The organism is Staphylococcus capitis subsp. capitis, assembly GCF_040739495.1.
GTDB lineage: Bacteria > Bacillota > Bacilli > Staphylococcales > Staphylococcaceae > Staphylococcus > Staphylococcus capitis.
The window spans coordinates 2,033,285-2,056,005 of sequence record NZ_CP145263.1 but is presented as its reverse complement, the minus strand read 5'-3'; the positions used below and the strand labels follow the sequence as shown (position 1 = coordinate 2,056,005).

The following is a 22,721-nucleotide window of genomic DNA, read 5'->3' as shown; positions in this document are numbered from 1 at the left end:
TTGAAAAATATAATCAAACACTACAACTTATTACTGAGTATTAAAGACATTAATATCATTTTCTATGAAGGGAAGAATCGTTTATAATTTAATAATATGATTGAGTAAATAAAGACGGTGAAAACATGAGAATTCTAATAAAAAAAATATATATGTTAATGATTATGGTGTTAAATATTATATTTAAACCTAAGAAAATCAATCGAGATCATGTTGTAGTTATGATGACCTTTAAACAAGATGTGTTTCCAATTATTGAAGCATTAAGTCATCAAGGATACAATATTACAGTTGTTGGAAAAGTGGAAGATCAAGCTCAGTTAAAAAATTTGAAAAATATAATGTTCATACCTGCAGGAAATAAAAAAGTGATTAGCCATATTAAGGCACTAAGCTCTGCTAAAGTCATTATTATTGATACGTATTATCTTATCATGGGTGGATATAATAAAAAGAAAGGACAGACTGTGATTCAAACGTGGCATGCTGCAGGTGCTCTCAAAGACTTCGGTTTGACTGACCATCAGGTGGACGTAAATAATCAAGCGATGGTTGAACAGTATAAGCGTGTTTACGATGCAACAGACTATTATTTAGTAGGCGGAGAGGAAATGGCTCAGTGCTTTAAGGAATCATTTGAAGCACGTCCTGAACAAATGTTAAAGTTTGGACTTCCTAGACTAGTAAAGTATTTAAATATGGATATTGAAGAAGCACAACGTAGTTTAAAAGCGCAATATCAGATTAAAGATAAATTAGCGATATATGTGCCTACGTATAGGGAATCTAAAATTGCAAATCGAACTTTAAATAAAGAGAAGTTTGAACAAAGCTTACCTCATTATACGTTATTGAGCCATTTGCATCCTTCGATTAGAGATAGACAATCCTCACAAGATATTGATATAACTTCTTTAATGATTATGGCTGACGTGATTATTAGTGATTATAGTTCATTGCCAATTGAGGCAAGTTTGCTCAATAAACCTACCATATTCTATAACTATGATGAGAAAGAATATGAAAATGTTAGAGGATTGAATTCGTTTTATTATGCTATACCGAATGCTTACAAATTTATTGATGAAAATAGTTTAATTCAAGCGCTTAAAGAGAATGATGTACCATTACAATCTTTATTTAATACTTGGCATCGATATAATACTAAAGAAAGTTTAAACGAGTTAGTCAATTTTATAAATAAGTTGGTGAAATCATGAAATTAGCAATAATTATTCCGGCATTTAATGCTGAAGACACGATTAAACGAGCAATACTCTCTGTGGATACTAAGTCAGATTATGAAGTTATCTGTGTGAATGATGGTTCGACCGATAATACAAAGCGCGTGCTTACTGAACTTCAGAAGGAACATCAGAATATTAAAGTGATTAATCAAGATAATCAAGGTGCAGCACGCAGTAGAAACGTTGGATTAGACGCAATGTCTGATGATGTTGAAGGATTTTTATTCTTAGATGCAGATGACGAGTTCTTACCTAGTAGAATTGAGTTAATGGTAGAAGCCTTTCAAAAGAACGAAGAAACAGATGTAGTTATAGGACAAATGGGTAGAGGTATTAATGGTGATTGGAAAGTGATTCCGACACATGATGATATCGTATTGGATGAGTTAGTCACGCTCGATCGTAAGCCTAAAATTTTACAGTCGATAGGCCCTGGCGCTAAATTATTTAGTGCCAAATATGCAGGGTTACGCTTTGATGAGGATGTTGTGTTCTGTGAAGAACACACGTTTATTGTGAGAGCCTTTTCTAAAGCAAGAGATATTCAACTTATTCCTAATATTGTTTACGGATATAATGAAAGAGAAGGCTCAGTTACAGCTCAACGTGCTGATACATTTCTCCCTTATATGAAAGACGCATTAAAAGTGCGTCGACGTGTCATGGAGTTATTGTTACTGATTGATGAAAAGACATACTACAGTTATCGTATGGATGATCTTATCGTAAGTTATTTAATACAAGCGCATTTAATGAAAAATAGTCAAATGACTCAATCATTCATGGATAGTGTTACGACCTATATCAAGGCGATGCAACATACGCATTACTCTGGAAATGCAATGTTTAGAATTGTAAGAGCTGTTGAACAAAGTGCGACAAATTGGACGAAAACGTTATATCAACAGTGGAGAAAGACATTACAAGGTGTTGGTATAGGTCGTCCCGGTTATTTACGTTTCAAAGTTGCAGTACTTCCTAGACGTGCATCATTTTCAGGAAAGCAATCACTTAAACGCATATTGAATAAGTAACATTGTAGTAACGAAATTTGTGAAATTATATTAATGTGCCCTTAGCTTATATTGAAATAATGGTGAGGGTGAAATATTTATGCTACATTAAGATTGTAAATTTTTATTAAATTTTAAGTTAAGGAGAATACGTATCATGAAACGAGTAATTACTTATGGTACATATGATTTACTACACTATGGTCATATCGAATTACTTAGAAGAGCACGTGAAATGGGCGATTATTTAATCGTGGCGCTCTCTACAGATGAATTCAACCAAATAAAAAATAAAAAGTCATACTATGATTATGAACAACGTAAAATGATGTTAGAGTCTATTCGTTATGTAGATTTAGTAATCCCAGAAGAAGGATGGGGCCAAAAAGAAAAAGATGTTGATCGTTTTGATGTTGATGTCTTTGTTATGGGTCACGATTGGGAAGGCGAATTTGATTTCTTAAAAGATAAATGCGAAGTGATTTATCTTAATCGTACAGAAGGTATTTCAACAACTAAGATTAAACAAGAATTATATGGAAAAGATGCGAAATAACTTTTAAATCCATATGCATGCGTACTACTTATAGTGGTGCGCATATTTTTTATATAGGAATTAAATCATTATTGTGTAAAATTATTGATGTGCACCTTCGTCAGTTGAACTAAAAGGTGTTATAATACTTAATGCGAAGTACAAAGTTATAATGAACGTAAATAGCTTAAAATAAAGGGAATTAATAAGAATTATTTTACAGAACTTGATAAGCTTTTTTGTTTATCATATTTAATAAAGCAAAATCATTTTAATCATTTAATAGATTGTTAAATGTATTATTATTTGGGATAGAAATGGATTTATAGTATGATTGAGCAAAATGAAAATATGACAATTTAAGACGAGGTAAAATTATGAAACAACAAAACCCTTTATTTTTCTTATTTAAGAGGCTTTCATGGCCATATGGGTTAATCATTGCAGCGGTTATTATTACTTCGTTAGGAAGTTTAAGTGGGCTATTAGTGCCATTATTTACAGGCCGTATTGTAGATAAATTCTCTGTAAGTAGTATTAATTGGGGCATGATAGGAATTTTTGGCGCTATTTTCTTAGTTAACGCGTTACTAAGTGGTGTCGGCCTTTATTTACTTAGTAAAATTGGTGAGAAAATTATTTATGCCATTCGTTCTATATTGTGGGAACATATCATCCAATTAAAAATGCCGTTCTTTGATAAAAACGAAAGTGGCCAGTTAATGAGTCGTCTCACTGATGACACAAAGGTTATTAATGAATTTATATCTCAAAAATTACCAAATTTATTACCATCAGTATTAACTTTAATAGGTTCTTTAGTAATGTTATTTATCATGGATTGGAAATTAACATTACTTACATTTATTACGATACCTATATTTGTCTTTATCATGATTCCACTTGGTCGAGTAATGCAAAAGATTTCTACAAATACACAATCTGAAATAGCTAACTTTAGTGGTTTACTCGGTCGTGTACTTACTGAAATGAGACTAGTTAAAGTTTCTAATACTGAAAGATTAGAGTTAGATAATGCACATGTGAATTTGAAAAAGATTTATCATCTTGGCTTGAAACAAGCTAAAATTTCAGCAATTGTACAACCAATTTCAGGTGTGGTTATGTTACTTACAATTGCGATTATTTTGGGCTTCGGTGCCCTAGAAATTGGTACAGGTGCTATTACGCCGGGTACATTAATCGCTATGATTTTCTATGTTATCCAACTTTCAATGCCTTTAATCAACTTATCAACGTTGGTTACAGATTATAAAAGAGCTGTTGGTGCAAGTCAGCGTATACATGAAATCATGCAAGAACCAATCGAACCAACTGAAGCATTATCTGAATCTAAAGATGAAATCGTTGAAGATGGCGAGCTAAGTTTTGAAAATGTAGATTTCAAATATGATGTTAAGAAAATCTTAAATGATGTTACATTTAATATACCTCAAGGCAAGGTAAGTGCCTTTGTGGGTCCTTCAGGTTCAGGTAAAAGTACGATTTTCAATTTAATTGAACGTATGTATGATATTGAAAGTGGAGACATTAAATATAATCATCGCAGTATATATGACATTCCATTGTCTAAATGGCGTAATAAAATTGGTTACGTTATGCAATCTAACTCAATGATGAGTGGTTCAATTCGAGATAATATACTATATGGTATCAATAGAAAAGTTACAGATGATGAATTAATTGAATATGCTAAACTTGCGAATTGCCATGAATTCATCATGCAATTTGATGAAGGCTATGACACTATGGTAGGTGAAAGAGGCCTTAAGTTATCTGGTGGTCAACGTCAACGTATTGATATTGCGAGAAGTTTTGTTAAGAACCCAGATATTTTATTATTAGATGAGGCTACTGCCAATTTAGATAGTGAAAGTGAAGTTAAAATACAAGAAGCACTTGAGACGTTAATGGAAGGTAGAACAACAGTAGTGATTGCGCATCGACTTTCCACTATTAAAAAAGCAGGACAAATTATCTTTATTGATAAAGGCCAAGTCACTGGTAAAGGTACTCATGGTGAATTAATGGCATCACATGAAAAATATAAAAACTTTGTCACATCTCAAAAATTATCAGACTAAGTTTATAGCACGTTCCACTATCATGTGGAGCGTGTTTTTTTATTAAATGTCTCCTTAAATATTGTGGTTTTTTCGTAAAGCCAATATTTTAACCTATTTTTACAAGTGGTATAATGTCTCTTGTAAGATTAAAAGAACGCTAGATATACATAATGTTATAAAGTACGGGTTATAATTAGTTTCAAATTGAGAAGCCCTTCTTAAAGAGTTTTATAGTCTTGCTACAATATATATTGGATGTTTAATTTTTTTATGAAAATAAATTAATAGGTAGGTGCCAAATGTTTTTACTAATTAATATCATTGGGTTAATCGTATTTTTGGGTATTGCGGTTATTTTTTCAAGAGACCGTAAAAATATTCAATGGAAATCGATACTGATTTTAGTCATCTTGAATTTGTTCTTAGCATGGTTCTTTATTTATTTTCCATGGGGAAGAAATGGAGTAAAAGGTGCGGCAAATGGAATAGCATGGGTAATAGAATCTGCGCATAAGGGAACTGGATTCGCTTTTGCTAGTTTCACCTCTGGAAAGCAGATGGATATGGCTATTAGCGCGTTATTTCCTATCTTATTAGTTGTACCATTATTTGATATTTTAATGTATTTTAATATACTTCCAAAGATTATTGGAGGCATTGGCTGGTTACTTGCTAAGGTTACTCGTCAACCAAAATTTGAATCATTCTTTGGTGTGGAAATGATGTTCTTAGGCAATACTGAAGCTTTAGCGGTTTCTAATGAACAATTGAAACGTATGAATGAAATGCGTGTATTAACTTTAGCTATGATGTCTATGAGTTCGGTTTCAGGAGCTATCGTTGGTGCATATGTTCAAATGATACCTGGTGAGCTTGTTTTGACAGCTATTCCTCTAAACATAATTAACGCAATCATCGTGTCGTCTATTCTGAATCCAGTTTCTGTTGAGGAAAAAGAAGACGTTATTTACAGCATTAAGGATCATCAAGAAGAACGCCAACCATTCTTCTCTTTCTTAGGAGATTCAGTTTTAGCAGCTGGTAAGCTAGTGCTTATTATCATCGCGTTTGTAATTAGTTTCGTAGCGCTAGCTGATTTAATTGATCGTTTTATTCATTTGATCACTGGTCTGATTGCACATGGTTTTGGTTGGAAAGGTAGCTTTGGATTAAATCAAATTTTAGGTGTCTTCATGTATCCATTCGCTTTATTACTTGGATTGCCGTGGAATGAAGCGTGGGAAGTTGCTCAACAAATGGCTAAGAAAATTGTTACGAACGAATTTGTAGTGATGGGTGAAGTTTCTAAGCAGGTCAATTCACTTTCGCCACATCATAGAGCGGTTATCTCAACTTTCTTAGTGTCGTTTGCTAACTTTTCTACTATAGGTATGATTGTGGGTACATTAAAAGGAATTGTTGATAAGAAAACGTCAGATTTTGTATCAAAATACGTGCCAATGATGTTATTAGCAGGTATTCTAGTTTCATTACTCACTGCAGCATTTGTTGGATTATTTGCTTGGTAATTTAAATATTAAGAAGTTTATTTTTCTAAGCATTTGGGACATCATTACCCAAGATAATAGCAGTAAGAAGATTTCAGTTAGAATCTTCTTACTGTTACTTTTATATTCTTTACTTCGAATTGTATGGCTTTGCGTTTTTAGGCTACCGTATCAGCCGTAATCTTCGACTCACACTGTTCCTTCTGGAGTCTCACCATTATTACTACGTATTAACATGTGATTTTACATCAATCTATTCAAAAATTTATAGCATGATTTAACTTACACTACCAATAAAAACTTCAGTTCTTATCTCCAAAAATAATATTTCGTAAATATGTTAAAGAAATTGTTGAAACAATCTTTTTTATTATTGAAAGGGTGAGATCTTTCTAATAATAAAAACCAAGTATAGAAAGTGAGGAGACACTTCTTATACTTGGCTTTTATGGGAAATGAATATTAATGTACTTGTAACGGTAAGGACTAGGTACTGTCACAGTACTTCGAGCAAAATTTGTTTTGTTACTATAAACAACACAAAGGAGATAACTTCTCTTTCAAGAAGTTAAAATAATTATAGCAGAACTTTCATCATAAGTAAATTAAAAATTCAGAATATTTTGATTTGTTAGTCGATTGGTGTTTTATTAATGAGTTAATGCAAAATGAGAAGATAATAATAGTAAAGTTATAATTTTTTACATTATTTAATAAATGACTTTGTTAAATATAAAAGATTTTGTAGAAGTGGTGTTGTGGAATTTTACATGCTTGTGCTACCATTTTTATATTAAGAGAAAATAAAGGGGTGGTTGAATGAAAAGAACAATCAGAGATATATTATTAGTTATTGCTGGATCATTCATTTTCTCAGCAGGAGTTAATGCTTTTATTATTTCTGGTAACTTAGGTGAGGGAGGAGTTACCGGTATTGCGATTGTATTATATTATGCGTTTCATTTATCACCTGCGATTACTAACTTTGTAGTTAATGCTGTATTAATCATCATTGGTTATAAGTTTTTGAGTAAACGTAGTATGTACTTAACAGTAGTAGCAACCATTTTAATGTCTATCTTTTTAGACCTTACTGATTCATGGCACGTGCATACAGGTAATGTAATTGTTAACGCTGTTTTTGGTGGTACTTGCGTAGGTGTTGGTATCGGACTCGTCGTATTAGCTGGAGGTACAACTGCTGGTACAGTCATATTGGCTAGAATTGTTAATAAATATTTAGATATCAGTACTCCATATGCATTGCTTTTCTTTGATTTACTTGTGGTATTAATATCTCTAACTCAAATTTCATTAAACAAGGTTTTAGTAACTATTATTTCTTTATATATAGGAACTAAAGTAATGGAATATGTAATCGAAGGATTAAACACCAAGAAAGCAATGACAATTATTTCAAGTACACCTGATGAGGTAGCTAAAGCCATTGATGAACAAGTCGGTAGAGGGTTAACAATACTCAATGGACATGGATATTACACACGTAAAGAGAAAGATGTTTTATATGTAGTTATCTCTAAAACACAGGTCTCACGTGCTAAACGTATTATTAGAAATATTGATGAAAATGCATTTTTAGTTATTCACGATGTGAGAGATGTATATGGTAATGGTTTCTTACTAGATGAATAGCATTATTTTATATAGTGAAAAGCGGGGCGGAAATCCTTTCTGTCCCGCTTTTTTGTCGTCATTTTTCAAAAATATATAATTTAACCTATTGATAAAAATATTTGTTAGTCATCAAAAGCTATAGATGTTATAATGAAGTCTATGATAATGATTATCAATTACATCCGATAATGAAATAATTAACACGATAAAATAAATTTAATGTTTTTACGATATAAAATGTATTATTTAGATGAAAGTAGGGGAATTATGAGTCGTTTAAACGGTGAACAAGTTAAAATTGGTTACGGTGATACTACGATTATTAATAATTTAGATGTAGAAGTTCCAGACGGTAAAGTGACTTCTATAATTGGTCCGAATGGTTGCGGCAAATCTACATTGCTTAAAGCGTTATCACGCTTGTTGTCTATTAAAGACGGTGCAATTCATTTAGATGGTCAGAGTATTCATGCTCAGTCCACCAAAGAAATTGCGAAGAAGATTGCGATACTTCCACAATCACCTGAAGTTGCTGACGGTTTAACGGTAGGTGAACTCGTATCTTACGGGCGTTTCCCTCATCAAAAAGGGTTTGGCCGTTTAACAGCAGAAGATAAAAAAGAAATCGATTGGGCATTATCAGTCACTGGTACTAGTGAATTCCGTCATCGCTCAATTAATGATTTAAGTGGTGGTCAAAGACAGCGTGTGTGGATAGCAATGGCATTAGCACAGCGTACAGATATTATATTCTTAGATGAACCTACAACTTATTTAGATATTTGTCATCAATTAGAAATACTTGAACTTGTGCAGAAATTGAATAAAGAACAAGGTTGTACGATTGTCATGGTATTGCATGATATTAACCAAGCTATTCGATTCTCTGATCATTTAATTGCTATGAAAGAGGGGAATATTGTAGCAAATGGTACAACACAAGAAGTACTTACTAAAGATATTTTAGAAAAAGTGTTCAATATAGATGTTGTATTAGATGAAGATCCTCGAACAGGTAAACCTCTACTTGTAACTTATGATTTGTTTAGTAAGACATACTCGTAATTGGGAAGACAAAGGATAAAAATGCAATGTTAGAAAAAAAGAAAACTGGAAACTTTAAGTTTATATCGTTTTTAATTGGAGGAGTAATAGTGCTAATACTAGCACTATTTCTTTCTATATTATTTGGGAAAGCACATGTTGATATCCCTACTATATTTGATGCAATTTTCAATTATAATCCTAAAAATCAAAATCATAATATTATCAGTGAAATTAGAATACCTAGAGACTTAGGCGCAGTTCTGGTAGGGATGGCCCTAGCTGTGGCTGGTGCTGTTATCCAAGGTGTAACTAAGAATGGTCTTGCTGATCCAAGTTTAATTGGACTCAATTCAGGTGCAACTTTTGGGTTGGCATTGATGTATGCTTTTTATACTGAAGCACCATTTTTATTACTTATGGTATGTGGATTTTTAGGTGCACTTTTGGGTGGCTTTATCGTTTTAATGATTGGTCGGTCAAGACGTGATGGATTTAATCCTATGCGTATTATCTTAGCTGGTGCTGCAATAAGTGCGTTATTAACGGCACTAAGTCAAGGTGTTGCTCTAATATTCAGGTTAAATCAATCTCTTACTTTTTGGAGTGCTGGAGGAATATCAGGCACAACGTGGGCGCAGCTTATATGGAGTGGCCCAATAATTATCGTTACATTAATTATAATTTTAGCTATAAGCAAGCAACTTACTATTTTAAATTTAGGTGAATCACTTGCTAAGGGATTAGGTCAAAACGTGTCTGCGATTCGTGGACTAAGCTTAATTTTATCAATGATACTAGCTGGCGTCGCTGTGGCAATGGTTGGACAAATTGCTTTTGTAGGTTTAATGGTACCTCACATTGTTCGCTTTATGATAGGTACAGATTATTCAAAAGTGATTCCACTTACTGCATTATTTGGCGGTATATTAGTATTAGTTGCTGACATGCTTGCGAGACTACTAGGCGAAGCCCCCGTAGGAGCGATTATTTCTTTTATTGGCGTACCTTACTTTTTATACCTTGTTAAAAAAGGAGGACGCTCAATATGATTGACTCGAAGTTAAGACGTAAACAAATAATTACTTTTATCGTATTTTCGATACTACTTTTTGCAGCATGTACTTGGAGTATTGCTTCAGGAGAATATAAAATTCCTGTGCCTAATTTCTTTAAAACATTAATTGGTCAGGGTGATTATACAGATTCACTTATTTTAATTGATTTCAGACTTCCTCGTATGTTGATTACAATTTTAGCAGGAGCAGCACTAAGTATGAGTGGTGCCGTTGTTCAAAGTGTTACGAAAAACCCTATAGCCGAACCTGGGATTTTAGGAATTAATGCAGGTGGAGGCTTTGCGATAGCATTGTTTGTTGCAATTGGACAAGTCAAACCAGATAATTTCGTATATGTTTTACCTATTATCAGTTTAGTTGGTGGAATAGCTACAGCTTTAGTGATATTTGTTTTTAGTGTAAATAAATATAGTGGTTTAACACCTGCAAGTATGGTTTTAATAGGTGTAGGTATGCAAACGGCATTATATGGGGGTTCTATTACCCTTATGTCAAAATTTGATGAAGACCAATCAGAATTTATGGCATCTTGGTTTGCAGGTAATATTTGGGGAGATGATTGGACATTTGTCCTCGCGTTTATTCCTTGGGTTATTATTATCGTGCCATATCTGTTATTAAAATCAAATGAGTTAAATATTATCAATACACATGAACATGTGGCTAAGGGATTAGGCGTTAAAGTTGAACGTGAAAGAATCGTGTTATTCTTTATAGGGGTTATTTTATCTTCAGTCGCTGTAGCAGTTGCTGGTGCAATTTCATTTATAGGCTTAATGGGTCCACATATTGCTAAACGTATAGTCGGACCAAGACATCAACTTTTTTTACCAATTGCAATATTAATTGGCGCATTGTTACTTGTTTTTTCTGATACTTTAGGAAAGGTTATTCTTCAACCGTCAGGAGTTCCAGCAGGTATAGTAGTTGCTATTATAGGAGCACCATACTTCTTATATTTAATGTATAGGACAAAAAGTGTATAGTCGAATTAATAAATAAGTGGAACACTAAATTTAAATATTAGGCGTAATGATATTTCTTAAAATAACGCTAAATAAAAAGCCTTTAAATGGATTATTCTTAGAGAACATATCCATTTAAAGGCTTTTTATAATTCTTCTTATTATAAAAAATAATAGATATGCTTTGTGAACATTTTATTGAAGACATACTTTATATTAGCGATTGCCTATAGGCTGTTTTATAATGATGATAAAGTAATAAGGAGGGATTTTTATGAAGAAATTAATAAAAGATAGACAACAGTTTTTAAGTGATATGTTAAAAGGCTTAAAAGTAGCAAATCCTGAATTAGACGTTATTGAAGACACAGTTGTAGTACGAAAAGATAAAAAACAAACTGGTGTAGCACTTGTATCAGGAGGTGGAAGCGGTCATGAACCTGCACATGCTGGTTATGTCGCGCAAGGGATGCTTGATGCTGCAGTATGTGGTGAGGTTTTCACTTCTCCAACCCCAGATAAAATTTTAGAAGCTATTAGAGCCGTTCACACTGGTGATGGTGTTCTACTTATTGTTAAAAACTATGCTGGTGATGTAATGAACTTTGAAATGGCGCAAGAAATGGCTGAAATGGAAGATATACAAGTTGAAACAGTAATAGTTAGAGATGATATTGCAATTAGTACCCCTGAACAAAGAAGAGGTGTAGCGGGGACAGTTTTAGTTCATAAGTATGCAGGCTTTTTATCTGAAAAAGGAGTAGCTTTATCTGAAATAAAAGAGAAGGTAGAGTTAATGTTATCTGAAATAAAAACCGTTGGTATGGCTTTAACACCTCCTATGGTTCCTACCACAGGTCAATATGGCTTTGATATTGAAGACAATGAAATGGAAATTGGCATAGGTATCCATGGTGAAAAAGGTTTACGTCGAGAAGATATTCAACCCGTAGATCAAATTGTCTCAACATTAGTAGAAGAATTAGAGAAAGAAATTTCCGGTGAAGAATATATTGTAATGGTTAATGGTATGGGAGGAACACCACTATCTGAACTCAATAGTGTAACTAAATATCTTAAAGATTTATTTGATAAGAAGCATTATGGGGTAAAACATTGGTATGTAGGTGATTTCATGACATCACTTGATATGCAAGGGTTCTCTATTACAATGGTTCCCGCTAAAAAAGAGTGGTTAACAGCATTTTTAGCACCTACAACAAGTCGTTATTTTAACTCATAGAATAAAATTGTGAATAAATATACAATATAGAGGTGTTAGGTTTGAACGTAGAACAAATGAAAACGCAATTATTAAGTTTAGTGGATACTTTTCAAAATAAAGAATCAGAATTGACTGATTTAGATAGATCAATTGGTGACGGAGACCATGGTGTAAACATGGAAAGAGGATTTTCACATTTAAAAGATAATATCGATGATAAAGATATGGCTTCGTTGTTTAAATCAACTGGAATGACATTGATGTCTAATATTGGTGGAGCATCTGGACCTTTATATGGCTTTAGTTTCGTAAAAATGTCTAATGTTGTTAATGATGAGATTGATAAGGATAATTTGAAAGAATTATTAAAAACATTCGCAGATGCAATAGCCCAAAGAGGAAAAGTTGAATTAAATGAAAAGACTATGTATGATGTTGTCGAAAGAGCAAGCGAAGCACTACAACAAGATGAAAAAGTGACCTTGGATAAATTACAAAGTTATGCTGATGACACTAAAAATATGATAGCAACGAAGGGACGTGCTGCATACTTTAAAGAGAATTCTAAAGGTTACATTGATCCTGGTGCACAAAGTATGGTTTATATACTTAATGCGTTAATAGGAGATGAGTAAATATGCCTACAATAGTATTAGTAAGTCATAGTGCTGATGTTGCAAACGGTGCAAAACAATTACTTGAACAAATGGTAAGTGACGTTAACGTTTTAGCATGTGGAGGCACAGATGATGGTTATATAGGTACCTCTTTTAATAGCATCCAAAATACAATTAATCATCTTGAAGATGATGCGTTATGCTTTTTTGATTTAGGTTCTGCCGAAATGAATTTAGATATGGCAATAGAAATGTATGAAGGCTCTCATCAAGTTGTTAAAGTAAATGCGCCACTAGTAGAAGGTAGTTTTACAGCGTCCGTTAAGCTGTCTACTGGTGGTAGTATTGAAGAAGCAATTGACGAAGTTTATCGTACTTCTTTTTCAAGTGAAAATTAACTAAAATTATGATATTATAGTTATAATTGTTAAATAAAATCTGGATAATAGGAGGACATAGCCATGCAACACCTTATAAAGAAACATGTATTGAATGGCGAATTCGAGCAGATACGACAATTAATGTCCGAAGCAGATTTTATGGAATTTGAAGAGGCATATATTTCTAGCGCTCATGAAGTAGAGAGTATGATGTTTTATACATGCATTTTAGATTTAATTAGGAATGAAGAAACATCTGAATTGCATGATTTAGCATTTTTACTACTTGTTTATCCAATGAGTGAATACGAAGGTGCTTTAGATTCAGCATACTATCACGCTGAGTCTTCCATAAAACTCACTAACGGAAATGAAGTTAAAAGTTTACTACAAATGTTATTGCTTCACGCAATTCCAGAGCCTGTCATTTCTGATAAGAAAGCATTTGATGTAGCTAAACGTATTCTTAAACTTGATCCTAATAATAATGTAGCACGTAATGTGCTTAAAGACACTGCAAAACGTATGGACAACATTGTTGTCGATATTAATGAATTAAACAAACATAGAGATGCACGATAGTTAAACGTATTTATCTCTTTATAATGCCATTAGAGTTACCATACTTTAATGGCTATTTTTATACAGTTTTCTCTAGTTTTATGCATTAATGTATAAGTCTAAGAGGTGGGGTTGAAAATAAAAAACAGTACGTTATAATTCTCACTGTGAAAATCTAGGGAGGTAATTTTTTAAATGGGGCTGAATAAAGAAGCAATAAAAATAGGATTTGCTTATGTCGGCATCGTTGTAGGGGCAGGATTCTCAACTGGTCAAGAAGTTATGCAATTCTTTACACCATTTGGTTTATGGTCTTATATCGGTGTTTTAATCTCAGGTTTCATTCTAGGATTTATCGGTAGACAAGTAGCTAAAATTGGTACAGCCTTCGAAGCTACCAACCATGAATCTACTTTACAATATATATTTGGTGAGAAATTTAGTAAAGTGTTTGACTATATTCTAGTCTTCTTCTTGTTTGGTATTGCTGTAACAATGATTGCCGGTTCAGGATCAACGTTTAACCAAAGTTTCAATATACCTACTTGGCTAGGCGCCTTGATCATGACAATTATAATTTATTTAACTTTATTACTTGATTTTAATAAAATTGTTAGAGCTTTAGGGATTGTTACACCATTTCTAATTATTATGGTTATCCTTATTGCAGTTTATTATTTATTTACTGGTGATATCTCAATTTCTCAAGTCAACAGTACGGTACCAGAAACAAGTGCATGGAAAGGTATATTTTGGGGACTTGTTTACGGAGGTCTTGCCTTTGCAGTTGGCTTTAGTACAGTCGTTGCTATTGGTGGCGATGCCTCTAAGCGTAGAGTCTCAGGTGCCGGTGCGATGTTTGGTGGTGTCATTTATACCATCTTACTTGCATTAATTAACTTTTCATTACAAACAGAATATCCAAAAATCAAAAACGCAGATATTCCTACATTAGACTTAGCTAACTCTATTAATCCATGGATTGGTTTAGTATTAACTATTATTATGTTAGCTGTTATGTATAACACAATTTTAGGACTATGTTATTCATTCGCAGCACGTTTTACTGAACCATATAGCAAGAAATATCATATCTTTATCATCATAATGATGATTGCAGCTTATGTTCTAAGTTTCGTAGGATTTGCCGATTTAATCAACGTTCTATATAAATTTATGGGCGTTGTTGGTATGTTTATCGTTGTAGCAGTACTTATCAAGTACTTCAAACGTAAAAATGATGACAAGAAACACATTGCATAAGTTGTCATTTTGTATACACTTTACAATTTAAAATGATTGATTTAATCTTAAAAGCAATTCATCGTTCAATTAAAAGGTGAATTGCTTTTTCTTTATTTTTCGGGAAAAGTTAATGACCTAAGTAATCTAAAACATAATTTATTAAAGGAAGTCATGATTTGAGAGGATTACCAACAATGAAAGAAAAATATAAATGGATGTTGATAACGTCAATCATCGTAGTAATTATTGCATTAATCTTGGGTTTTCTTTTGAAAAACCACTACGATAAAGGGCAGGAAAAACAACAAGGTAGAGAGCATGTTCAAATTAATAATAAGAATGTAAAATTATTTCAAAATATTTCCTATGGTGAAGGATTACCTAATAGTAAATTGGATATTATTACGCCGTCCGATATGAGTAAAGATACCAAATTACCAGTGATTTTTTGGATGCATGGTGGTGGGTTTATTGCAGGTGATAAGCAGTATAAAAATCCACTTCTGTCAAAAATAGCTGAACAAGGTTATATTGTAGTAAATGTGAATTATGCATTAGCTCCACAATACAAGTATCCAACCCCACTAGAGCAAATGAATGAGGCAGTTAAATTTATAAAGAAAAATAAACATGAACTACCAATTGATTTCAATCAAGTTGTAATTGGTGGTGATTCAGCAGGAGCTCAATTAACCAGTCAGTATGTAGCAATGCAAACGAATAAAAGTTTACGTAAAGAAATGAATTTCGAACAACAATTTAAACCATCGCAAATCAAAGCAGCTATATTCTTTGGTGGTTTCTATGATATGAAAACAGTGAAGGCAACAGAATTTCCAAGAATACAATTATTTATGAAGAGCTATACAGGTATGAATAACTGGGAGACTAATTTTAAGAATTTATCTCAAATGTCGACGATAAATCAAGTCACTAAACAATATCCACCGACTTATTTATCAGTTGGAGATGCTGATCCATTTTATAGTCAGAATAAAGAATTCTATAAAGCACTTAGATCCGAAAATATACCTGTAGATACGTTGTTTTACAATGGGACACATCATTTACATCATCAGTATCAGTTCCATTTAGGTAAACCAGAATCAAAAGAGAATATTAAAAAAGTATTGTTATTCTTAAGTAGAAATACTTCGTCTTCCGGCGTTGAAAGCGGAGAATCAACAGATGTGAAATCTGGTGATCAAACAAACAATAGTGTATCCCTATATCCATTTGAATAATATGAAAAAGTCAAATCGTTAGTGTTAACTTATAGCTTAACGATTTGCCTTTATTTTTTATCAAATAATAAAGTTATGGATATTTATTGTTTTAAAATACGCTTTAAAAATTTGGATTTGAATCAAATTTAAGTAAAATGTATAAATCACAACTTATAGTTATTATTTAAAACTTGTAATATGTGGTAAAATTTAAAATAAGACTAACAATTAATTGAGTATTTTAGCCATTACATACTCATTGAAATAACGACCATTAATAAAAAGTTTATCTTTAAGTTCACCTTCAATAGTGAAACCTGTGCCTTTAAAAAGTTCAATAGCTCGTGAATTTTCAGTGACGACTGTAGCTTCAATACGTCTAATATTATGGTTAAGTGACCAAGCTTCGATGGAATTGATGAGCGCCTGACCGACACCATGTTTTTGATAGTATTTTTTCACACCGAGATAGATTACAGCCTCATGTTGTGTACGCTCAAAGGTCTCTGTATTCACGAATGCGTAGCCAACAAGTTGTTCATCACTTTCTGCTACAAAAATGGCTTTTGAAGTAGTTGTGATGTAACTTTCTAAACTTTCACTAACAGAAGCGATGCTAGGTGAATATTCACCAGGGTTATAAAACGTAAAGTCTGATTCATCATAAATCTTGCTTAACAAATCTATAAAGTTTTCAACATCTTTTATACTAATCTCACGAATTACGTGGGCCATGAAAACACTCCATTTTTCAATTAAGTAAATAGTCTTCTTCATTATAGTATAGTTTAACGGTTTATGCTTGAATCAGTGATATTTTATTAATTATTAGAAAATGTTAAGGAGTCGATAACCATGAAGCCTAAAGTTTTGCTTGCAGGTGGAACCGGCTATATCGGTAAGTATTTAAGTAGAGTTATAGAAAAAGATGCTGAACTTTATGCATTATCTAAATATCCTAAACCTGATAAAGGGTCGGCAGAAGAGATTACATGGTTGAAAAGCGATATTTTTAATTATGAAAATGTAGTTCAATCTATGGCAGGTATGGATGTAGCTGTGTTTTATTTAGATCCAACTAAAAACTCAGCTAAATTGACTCAAGCAACGGCACGGGATTTAAATTTAATAGCTGCAGATAACTTTGGTAGAGCAGCAGCAATGAATCAAATTAAAAAACTCATTTATATACCTGGAAGTCGTCACGACAATGAAACGATGGAAAGATTAGGTGCTTATGGTGCTCCTGTAGAACGTACAAATGTTGAAGTGAAGCGCCCGCATATTAATGTTGAATTACAAACTTCTAAATATGATGATGTTCGCACAGCTATGAAAATGGTCTTACCGAAAAAGTGGACTTTGAATCAACTTGTAGACTATTATTGTCAATGGTTAGATGAAACTAAAGGTACATTTGTACATACAAAAAAAGAAGATGATGATTATATTATTTATCGTAAAAATAGTAAAAAACCATTAGCAATTTTTAAGAAAAACCAGACTGCTGAAGATATCATTACATTACACCTTGTTGGTGGGAAGTTAGCTAAACCGAATTTAAAAAAGCAAGGGAAGTTAGAATTTAGACTTCTTAAAGGAACGTCCTTAGTGATGGTTCACTTATATGATTATATACCAAAATTATTCTGGCCAATTTATTACTTTATTCAAGCACCTATTCAAGGCTTACTGATGCGAGGATTTGAGATTGATTGCAGAATTAAACATTTTCAAGGACGTGTTCAATCAGGCGAGAAATTTAAATATACTAAATAATTTCAGGTGATTTGTTATGCAAATACTATTGGTCGAAGATGACAATACGCTATTTCAAGAATTAAAAAAAGAATTAGAGCAATGGGATTTCAACGTTGTAGGTGTTGAAGATTTTGGTAATGTAATGAACACATTCGAGAGATTCAATCCAGAAATCGTTATTTTAGACGTCCAACTCCCTAAATATGATGGGTTTTATTGGTGTAGAAAAATGAGACAAGAGTCAAATGTCCCTATTTTATTCCTTTCATCAAGAGATAATCCCATGGATCAAGTCATGAGTATGGAATTAGGTGCAGATGATTACATGCAAAAACCTTTCTATACGAATGTACTTATTGCAAAATTACAAGCTATTTATAGACGTGTGTACGAATTTGGCGTAGAAGAAAAACGCACGTTAAGTTGGCAAGATACTGTCGTGGACTTATCAAAAGATAGCATCCAAAAAGGCGATAAAACTATCTTTTTATCTAAAACAGAGATGATTATTTTAGAAATGCTGATTAATAAAAAGAATCAAATTGTAACGCGAGATACGTTGATTACAGCACTGTGGGATGACGAAGCGTTTGTGAGTGATAATACACTTACTGTTAATGTTAATCGCCTTAGAAAAAAATTGGCAGAAATTAATATGGATGATGCAATAGAGACGAAAGTCGGTAAAGGATATATGGCACATGAATAACTTTAAATGGTTTTGGTTATTTGTAAGAACTCGGAGTAATTGGATATTATGGATAATATTTTTAAATGCAATTATGCTGGGTATCGCTTATATTGATTATGATATTTCTGTTGAGAGCGTCTCCTATATAGTAGTGCTCAATATGGGATTGAGTGTCCTTTTCTTAATATATACCTTTGTAAAGGAAGTCCGGTTGTCAAAGCACTTTTATAAAAATAAAGAAATAGAAGAAATTAAACATAAAGATTTAGCAGAAACGCCATTTCAACAACAAACAGTTGATTACTTATATCGACATATAACAGCGCAAAAAGATCAAGTCGTTGAGCAACAATTACAAATTAATAACCACGAACAAACGATAACAGAGTTTGTACATGATATTAAGACGCCTGTGACAGCAATGAAATTATTAATCGATCAAGAATCAGATGAACAACGTAAAAAAGCGTTATTATTTGAGTGGTCGAGAATTAATGAAATGTTGGATAAACAACTATATTTAACGCGTTTGGAATCAAAGAATCGCGACATGTACTTTGATCATGTAGAGTTAAAACGTATGGTTATTGATGAAATTCAACTTACACGTCATATTAGCCAAGCGAAGGGCATTGGATTCGATTTAGACTTTGAAGATGTTGATAAAGTGTTTACAGATGTGAAATGGTGCCGAATGATGATTAGACAAATTTTATCTAATTCGTTGAAATATAGTGATAATACTACAATTGAATTAGCGAGTTATATGGCAAATGGTCACGTTGTTCTTAAAATTAAAGACCATGGTAGAGGGATTAGTAAGAGAGATTTACCTCGTATTTTCGATAGAGGGTTTACATCGACACTTAACCGAAATGAAACAGCTTCTTCAGGGATGGGATTATATTTAGTGAATAGCGTTAAAGAGCAATTAAGTATAGATGTAAAAGTTGATTCAGTAGTAGGCGAAGGTACTACATTCTATTTAATCTTCCCTCAACAAAATGAAATTGTAGAACGCATGTCTAAAGTGACAAGATTGTCATTTTAAACATGCGTTTTGTTACTTACAATTATCACAATTGTAATTTTTAGTCGTTATAATATAAGTGTATTAAGTGATGTTATTTTGAGCTTGTTTAGCTTTAGCTAAAGTAGAGAGCATTGTTGTGTGAAACAAGTCAGGAGTGATGATTTGACGATATTAGAGGTTAAACAATTGTCAAAAATATATGGAAGTAAAAATGTAGCTCAAGAAGTATTAAAAGATATTAATTTGAGCGTAGATGAAGGAGAATTCATCTCGATTATGGGGCCATCTGGCTCAGGAAAGACAACATTATTAAATGTTTTAAGCTCAATTGATTATATGACAAAAGGTTCAATTATATTAAATGGCAAGCAATTGGAAAAATTATCTAATAAGCAACTTTCTGAAATCAGAAAAAAGGATATTGGATTTATCTTCCAAGATTATAATATCTTGCATACTTTAACGGTAAAAGAAAATATTATGCTACCTTTATCTGTTCAAAAAGTCGGAAAAGAAGAGATGAACAGACGTTACAATCGAATTGTTGAAGCGTTAAATATTAGTGATATTAGTGACAAATATCCATCTGAGTTATCTGGTGGTCAACGTCAACGAACGTCTGCAGCAAGAGCATTCATTAATTTTCCTTCAATTATATTTGCAGATGAACCAACGGGTGCTTTGGATTCCAAAAGCACACAAGACCTACTCAAAAGATTGACCTTTATGAATGAAAGATTTAAAACAACAATCATTATGGTTACGCATGATCCAGTTGCGGCAAGTTTTTCAAATAGAGTTGTTATGTTAAAGGATGGACAAATTTTCACCGAAATATATCAAGGTGATGATGATAAACAAACATTTTATAAGGAAATCATTAGAACACAAAGTGTACTTGGTGGAGTCAATTATGAGTTTTAATCAGATTATTTTTAAAAATTTTAAGCAAAATATTGTTCGTTATGCTATTTATTTATTGTCACTAATTATTAGCGTGGTGTTATATTTTAGTTTTGTTACATTAAAATATGCCCATCATCTTCATGGAAATCAATCCTATCCGATTATTAAAGAAGGATCACAGGTGGGGAGTTATTTTCTTTTTATAATTATTATTGTTTTTCTACTTTATGCAAATTTTTTATTTATGAAAAGACGAGGGCGGGAGCTTTCACTTTTACAAATAATAGGATTAACGCGTTCAAATATAATGAGAATGATTATGCTGGAGCAATTACTGACATTTTTAATTACAGTAATTATTGGTATAGCTTTAGGTATTTTTGGTTCGAAAATACTTTTAATGATTGTGCTTCGTCTACTAGGCATCAATATTAGTGTGTCTATTATTTTTAGTTTTCATGCGGTCTTAGAGACACTTTTACTCATTTTAATAGCGTATATACTTATTATTATTCAAAGTTATATATTTATACGTAAACGTTCAATACATGAGCTTGCACATGATTTCACCAAAAAAGAAGTGAATGAGAGCAAGATTACATTAAGCGAAATTATCTTAGGTTTATTTGGGATAATTATGATTTGTGTTGGATACTTTTTATCAACTAAATTAGTTGAAAATGTTGATTCAATTTTACAACCTTTTGTCATTCTGTTTTTAACTGTTTTAGGTTCCTACTTTTTCTTTAGAAGTACGGTATCTTTAATTTTAAAAACCATCCAACATTTTAGAAATGGCAATGTCAGTGTGACGGATGTCATGTTTACTTCTTCTATTATTTATCGTATCAGAAAAAATGCATTTTCATTAACGGTGATGGCAGTGGTTTCAGCAATTACAGTTTCTGTTCTATGTTTTGCTGCATTAAGTAGAAGTACTTTAACGGATGAAGTCTTACTAAGTTCACCTCATGACGTCACTTTGAAAAGTCAAAAGCAGGCAAATCAGTTAGCGTATGAATTAAACAATCGTAACGTTGAACATTATTATAATTATAAAGAGGTTGTGTATGCTCATTTATTTAAAGATCATATGTTTACAGAAGGTATTTCAAGACCAAGTACCATAGCTGTGACAAGTGATAAATACATTCCTAATGTTAATATAGATAGTGGTCAAACGGATATCATAGTCCCTAGAGGTTCGATTAAAGATGTAGTTAAAGTTGATCGAAAGGGTTCCACTTACATAGGTTCAAAACATAATTATGTTAAAGTTAAACTAAGAAAAGCTATTAATAAAGTTTACTTTATGTCTAGTGTAGACTTAGGTGAAGCAACACTCGTGTTAAATGATGAGGATTATCAGAAATTGAGAGAGCATGCTAAAGGAAAACATATTGTATCTCAATATGGATTTGATATTAAACACAAGAAGGACTTACCTGAATTAGAGAAGATCGTCCAAAGTATAAGTAAAGATATTGAGACACGTAGTGAGGCTGCAAGTGAAATTTCAAGTTTAACTGGAGTGCTATTATTTGTAACATCATTCTTAGGGATAACGTTTTTAATTGCTGCTGGTTGTATTATTTATATTAAACAAATTGATGAAACTGAGGATGAGTTAGAAAACTATTCCATATTGAGAAAACTTGGTTTTACGCATCAGGATATGTCTAAGGGTTTGAAGTTAAAAGTTATTTTTAATTTTGGATTACCTCTGATTATTGCGCTTTTACATGGCTATTTTGCGTCAATCGCATATATGCATCTAATGGGTGTCACTAATCAATTGCCTATATTTATTGTTATGGCTTTATATACAGGTATTTATGCAGTATTCGCGATTATTGGTTATAATCATTCTAAGCGAACAATTAGACATTCGATTTAATTTTATAAAATGTAGAAATAGAATATTTTATTTATAAGGCTTGGCTTCAAAAGATAATTTGGTGCC

The 22,721-nt window shown here is 32.4% G+C and carries 21 protein-coding genes; 20 read left to right on the top strand and 1 reads right to left on the bottom strand.

Features of this window, described 5'->3' with window-relative positions; all coding sequences use genetic code 11:
- Positions 1-125 precede the first annotated feature (125 nt).
- The 15 genes from tarB to V6C74_RS10125 all read left to right on the top strand — a co-directional run bounded on the left by tarB (position 126) and on the right by V6C74_RS10125 (position 16,385).
- Positions 126-1,220, top strand: a complete 1,095-nt coding sequence (gene tarB / locus V6C74_RS10195) for a teichoic acid glycerol-phosphate primase TarB (protein WP_029625729.1) — start codon at positions 126-128, stop codon at positions 1,218-1,220.
- Positions 1,217-2,281, top strand: a complete 1,065-nt coding sequence (locus V6C74_RS10190) for a glycosyltransferase family 2 protein (RefSeq protein ID WP_002452641.1) — start codon at positions 1,217-1,219, stop codon at positions 2,279-2,281. Before tarB ends, V6C74_RS10190 begins: the two co-directional genes overlap by 4 nt.
- A gap of 136 nt (positions 2,282-2,417) precedes the next feature.
- A complete protein-coding gene (gene tagD, locus V6C74_RS10185; protein WP_002441318.1) occupies positions 2,418-2,816 on the top strand; it encodes a glycerol-3-phosphate cytidylyltransferase in 399 nt (132 codons plus the stop codon).
- 356 nt (positions 2,817-3,172) lie between these two features.
- Entirely contained in the window at positions 3,173-4,900 is a 1,728-nt protein-coding gene (locus V6C74_RS10180) for an ABC transporter ATP-binding protein (RefSeq protein ID WP_002452642.1), read from the top strand.
- Between the two features lie 281 nt (positions 4,901-5,181).
- Positions 5,182-6,411, top strand: a complete 1,230-nt coding sequence (locus tag V6C74_RS10175) for a nucleoside transporter C-terminal domain-containing protein (RefSeq protein WP_002452643.1) — start codon at positions 5,182-5,184, stop codon at positions 6,409-6,411.
- A gap of 798 nt (positions 6,412-7,209) precedes the next feature.
- Positions 7,210-8,043 carry a YitT family protein gene (locus V6C74_RS10170; RefSeq protein ID WP_002452644.1) on the top strand — a complete coding sequence of 278 codons (834 nt, stop codon included), beginning with the start codon at positions 7,210-7,212 and terminating at the stop codon, positions 8,041-8,043.
- 249 nt (positions 8,044-8,292) lie between these two features.
- Entirely contained in the window at positions 8,293-9,090 is a 798-nt protein-coding gene (locus V6C74_RS10165) for an ABC transporter ATP-binding protein (RefSeq protein ID WP_016898367.1), read from the top strand.
- A 26-nt stretch (positions 9,091-9,116) separates the two neighbouring features.
- A complete protein-coding gene (locus V6C74_RS10160; RefSeq protein WP_103175514.1) occupies positions 9,117-10,121 on the top strand; it encodes an iron ABC transporter permease in 1,005 nt (334 codons plus the stop codon).
- A complete protein-coding gene (locus V6C74_RS10155) occupies positions 10,118-11,134 on the top strand; it encodes an iron ABC transporter permease (protein ID WP_016898365.1) in 1,017 nt (338 codons plus the stop codon). The genes V6C74_RS10160 and V6C74_RS10155 overlap by 4 nt, the downstream gene beginning before the upstream one ends.
- 253 nt (positions 11,135-11,387) lie before the next feature.
- On the top strand, positions 11,388-12,356 hold the full coding sequence (dhaK, locus tag V6C74_RS10150; protein ID WP_002452648.1) for a dihydroxyacetone kinase subunit DhaK: 969 nt from the start codon (positions 11,388-11,390) through the stop codon (positions 12,354-12,356).
- 41 nt (positions 12,357-12,397) lie between these two features.
- Positions 12,398-12,973 carry a dihydroxyacetone kinase subunit DhaL gene (dhaL, locus tag V6C74_RS10145; protein WP_002452649.1) on the top strand — a complete coding sequence of 192 codons (576 nt, stop codon included), beginning with the start codon at positions 12,398-12,400 and terminating at the stop codon, positions 12,971-12,973.
- Positions 12,974-12,975: 2 nt separating this feature from the next.
- Positions 12,976-13,353 (top strand): dihydroxyacetone kinase phosphoryl donor subunit DhaM, encoded by a 378-nt coding sequence (gene dhaM / locus V6C74_RS10140; protein WP_002452650.1) that lies wholly within the window; start codon positions 12,976-12,978, stop codon positions 13,351-13,353.
- A 63-nt stretch (positions 13,354-13,416) separates the two neighbouring features.
- Positions 13,417-13,917, top strand: a complete 501-nt coding sequence (locus V6C74_RS10135) for a hypothetical protein (RefSeq protein WP_002452651.1) — start codon at positions 13,417-13,419, stop codon at positions 13,915-13,917.
- Between the two features lie 174 nt (positions 13,918-14,091).
- On the top strand, positions 14,092-15,159 hold the full coding sequence (locus V6C74_RS10130) for a membrane protein (RefSeq protein ID WP_002452652.1): 1,068 nt from the start codon (positions 14,092-14,094) through the stop codon (positions 15,157-15,159).
- 176 nt (positions 15,160-15,335) lie between these two features.
- Positions 15,336-16,385, top strand: a complete 1,050-nt coding sequence (locus tag V6C74_RS10125) for an alpha/beta hydrolase (protein WP_002452653.1) — start codon at positions 15,336-15,338, stop codon at positions 16,383-16,385.
- A gap of 210 nt (positions 16,386-16,595) precedes the next feature.
- Here the strand turns inward: V6C74_RS10125 and V6C74_RS10120 are convergent, their stop codons facing one another.
- Positions 16,596-17,102 carry a GNAT family N-acetyltransferase gene (locus V6C74_RS10120; protein ID WP_002452654.1) on the bottom strand — a complete coding sequence of 169 codons (507 nt, stop codon included), beginning with the start codon at positions 17,100-17,102 and terminating at the stop codon, positions 16,596-16,598.
- 120 nt (positions 17,103-17,222) lie between these two features.
- Here V6C74_RS10120 and graX point away from each other — a divergent pair, with 120 nt between their 5' ends.
- The 5 genes from graX to V6C74_RS10095 all read left to right on the top strand — a co-directional run bounded on the left by graX (position 17,223) and on the right by V6C74_RS10095 (position 22,655).
- Positions 17,223-18,146: an auxiliary protein GraX/ApsX gene (gene graX, locus V6C74_RS10115; protein WP_016898363.1), complete on the top strand. Its 924-nt coding sequence runs from the start codon at positions 17,223-17,225 to the stop codon at positions 18,144-18,146.
- A gap of 16 nt (positions 18,147-18,162) precedes the next feature.
- Positions 18,163-18,837, top strand: coding sequence for a response regulator transcription factor GraR/ApsR (graR, locus tag V6C74_RS10110; protein ID WP_002452656.1), 675 nt, complete (start codon positions 18,163-18,165; stop codon positions 18,835-18,837).
- Complete coding sequence (gene graS, locus V6C74_RS10105) at positions 18,830-19,870, top strand: histidine kinase GraS/ApsS (protein WP_002452657.1); 1,041 nt, start codon at positions 18,830-18,832, stop codon at positions 19,868-19,870. Before graR ends, graS begins: the two co-directional genes overlap by 8 nt.
- A 144-nt stretch (positions 19,871-20,014) precedes the next feature.
- Entirely contained in the window at positions 20,015-20,776 is a 762-nt protein-coding gene (vraF, locus tag V6C74_RS10100; protein WP_002452658.1) for an ABC transporter ATP-binding protein VraF, read from the top strand.
- Entirely contained in the window at positions 20,766-22,655 is a 1,890-nt protein-coding gene (locus V6C74_RS10095; protein ID WP_002452659.1) for an FtsX-like permease family protein, read from the top strand. The genes vraF and V6C74_RS10095 overlap by 11 nt, the downstream gene beginning before the upstream one ends.
- Positions 22,656-22,721 lie beyond the last annotated feature (66 nt).

Bases quoted from the DNA above. Each gene is read 5' to 3' on its own strand.
- tarB (WP_029625729.1), top strand. From the start codon at position 126: ATGAGAATTCTAATAAAAAAAATATATATGTTAATGATTATGGTGTTA.
- V6C74_RS10190 (WP_002452641.1), top strand. From the start codon at position 1,217: ATGAAATTAGCAATAATTATTCCGGCATTTAATGCTGAAGACACGATT.
- tagD (WP_002441318.1), top strand. From the start codon at position 2,418: ATGAAACGAGTAATTACTTATGGTACATATGATTTACTACACTATGGT.
- V6C74_RS10180 (WP_002452642.1), top strand. From the start codon at position 3,173: ATGAAACAACAAAACCCTTTATTTTTCTTATTTAAGAGGCTTTCATGG.
- V6C74_RS10175 (WP_002452643.1), top strand. From the start codon at position 5,182: ATGTTTTTACTAATTAATATCATTGGGTTAATCGTATTTTTGGGTATT.
- V6C74_RS10170 (WP_002452644.1), top strand. From the start codon at position 7,210: ATGAAAAGAACAATCAGAGATATATTATTAGTTATTGCTGGATCATTC.
- V6C74_RS10165 (WP_016898367.1), top strand. From the start codon at position 8,293: ATGAGTCGTTTAAACGGTGAACAAGTTAAAATTGGTTACGGTGATACT.
- V6C74_RS10160 (WP_103175514.1), top strand. From the start codon at position 9,117: ATGTTAGAAAAAAAGAAAACTGGAAACTTTAAGTTTATATCGTTTTTA.
- V6C74_RS10155 (WP_016898365.1), top strand. From the start codon at position 10,118: ATGATTGACTCGAAGTTAAGACGTAAACAAATAATTACTTTTATCGTA.
- dhaK (WP_002452648.1), top strand. From the start codon at position 11,388: ATGAAGAAATTAATAAAAGATAGACAACAGTTTTTAAGTGATATGTTA.
- dhaM (WP_002452650.1), top strand. From the start codon at position 12,976: ATGCCTACAATAGTATTAGTAAGTCATAGTGCTGATGTTGCAAACGGT.
- V6C74_RS10135 (WP_002452651.1), top strand. From the start codon at position 13,417: ATGCAACACCTTATAAAGAAACATGTATTGAATGGCGAATTCGAGCAG.
- V6C74_RS10130 (WP_002452652.1), top strand. From the start codon at position 14,092: ATGGGGCTGAATAAAGAAGCAATAAAAATAGGATTTGCTTATGTCGGC.
- V6C74_RS10125 (WP_002452653.1), top strand. From the start codon at position 15,336: ATGAAAGAAAAATATAAATGGATGTTGATAACGTCAATCATCGTAGTA.
- V6C74_RS10120 (WP_002452654.1), bottom strand. From the start codon at position 17,102: ATGGCCCACGTAATTCGTGAGATTAGTATAAAAGATGTTGAAAACTTT.
- graX (WP_016898363.1), top strand. From the start codon at position 17,223: ATGAAGCCTAAAGTTTTGCTTGCAGGTGGAACCGGCTATATCGGTAAG.
- graR (WP_002452656.1), top strand. From the start codon at position 18,163: ATGCAAATACTATTGGTCGAAGATGACAATACGCTATTTCAAGAATTA.
- graS (WP_002452657.1), top strand. From the start codon at position 18,830: ATGAATAACTTTAAATGGTTTTGGTTATTTGTAAGAACTCGGAGTAAT.
- V6C74_RS10095 (WP_002452659.1), top strand. From the start codon at position 20,766: ATGAGTTTTAATCAGATTATTTTTAAAAATTTTAAGCAAAATATTGTT.